The 1,856-nt window shown below is 61.9% G+C and carries 1 protein-coding gene; it reads right to left on the minus strand.

Annotated features, from left to right (window positions below; translation table 11 throughout):
- A partial coding sequence (acs, locus tag J7399_RS20845; RefSeq protein ID WP_209090075.1) for an acetate--CoA ligase occupies positions 1-1,856 on the minus strand: 1,856 nt, incomplete at both ends.

Raw genomic sequence — 1,856 nt, forward strand, 5'->3', positions numbered from 1 at the left:
ACCACGGCGGGGTCTGCCAGCGTGGAGGTGTCCCCCAGCGATCCGTAGTCGTTTTCCGCAATCTTGCGCAGGATGCGGCGCATGATTTTGCCGGAGCGGGTCTTGGGCAGGCCGGGCGCCCATTGGATCAGATCGGGGCTAGCAATCGGGCCGATTTCCGTGCGCACCCAGTTGCGCAGCTCGGTGCGCAATTCATCTGAAGGCTCGCGGTCATTCATCAGGGTCACGTAGCAGTAGATGCCCTGGCCTTTGATGTCATGCGGGTAGCCCACCACGGCGGCCTCGGCCACTGCGGCATGGGCCACCAGCGCGCTTTCGACCTCGGCTGTGCCCATGCGGTGGCCGGAGACGTTGATCACATCGTCCACGCGACCGGTGATCCAATAGTCGCCATCCGCGTCGCGGCGGCAGCCGTCACCGGCAAAGTAATAGCCTTTGTAGTCAGAGAAATAGGTTTTTTCGAACCGCTCGTGATCGCCCCAGACGGTGCGCATCTGGCTGGGCCAGCTGTCGGCAATGGCCAGCACGCCTTCCACATCATTGCCGCTGATTTCCTCGCCGGACTGCGGGTCCAGCACCACAGGGGCGACGCCAAAGAACGGCTTCATCGCAGCACCCGGTTTGGTGGCATGGGCGCCGGGCAGGGGGGTCATCATATGGCCGCCGGTCTCGGTCTGCCACCAGGTGTCGACGATCGGGCAGTTTCCTTTGCCAACCACGTCATTGTACCAGGTCCAGGCCTCCGGGTTGATCGGCTCACCCACGGTGCCAAGGATGCGCAGGGAGGAGAGATCACATTTCTCCACATACTCATTGCCTTGACCCATCAGCGCGCGCAGGGCGGTTGGGGCGGTGTAGAACTGGTTCACCCGGTGCTTTTCGCAGACCTGCCAGAAGCGCGACGCATCCGGATAGGTCGGCACGCCCTCAAACATCACTGTGGTCGCGCCATTGGCCAGCGGCCCGTAGACGATGTAGCTGTGGCCCGTGACCCAGCCCACATCGGCGGTACACCAGAAGATGTCGCCGTCTTTATAGTCAAAGGTGTACTCATGGGTCATGGAGGCATAGACCAGATAGCCGCCGGTGGTGTGCACCACGCCCTTGGGCTGGCCGGTGGAGCCTGAGGTGTAGAGAATGAACAGCGGGTCTTCGGCGCTCATTTCTGCGGGCTTGCAGTAGTCATTCGCCTCCATCGCCATCTCGTTGTAGTCGTAATCACGCCCGTCGACCCAGGTGGTCTGATCGCCGGTGCGTTTCACAACGAGACATTTGACGGTGTCTTTGGTGTGCAGCAGGGCCGCGTCGGTGTTGGACTTGAGCGCAGTTTTGCGGCCGCCGCGGGGGGCGTGATCCGCCGTAATCACCACTTTGGCGTCACAGCCATTGATGCGGGCGGCGAGGGCGTCGGGGGAAAAGCCCGCAAAGACAATGGAATGGATCGCGCCAATGCGAGCACAGGCCAGCATGGCATATGCGGCTTCCGGGATCATCGGCAGGTAGATCACCACGCGGTCGCCTTTGCGCACGCCCATGGTTTCCAGCACATTGGCCATGCGGCAGACGCGGCGGTGCAGGTCGGCATAGGTGATCGACTGCGCCTGCTCGTTGGGATCATCCGGCTCCCAGATGATGGCGGCCTGATTGCCGCGGGTTTCCAGATGGCGGTCGATACAGTTGGCGGCCACGTTGAGCGTGCCGTCCTCATACCATTTGATGTCGATATTGCCCGGCGTAAAGGAGGTGTTCTTCACCTTGGTGTAAGGCTTGATCCACTCCACACGCTGGCCGTGCTCGTTCCAGAACCCCTCAGGATCCGCCAGAGAGGCCGCGTACATCGCGTCGTATTTTGCTGC

Source organism: Shimia sp. R9_1 (assembly GCF_017743775.1).
Lineage (GTDB): Bacteria > Pseudomonadota > Alphaproteobacteria > Rhodobacterales > Rhodobacteraceae > Shimia.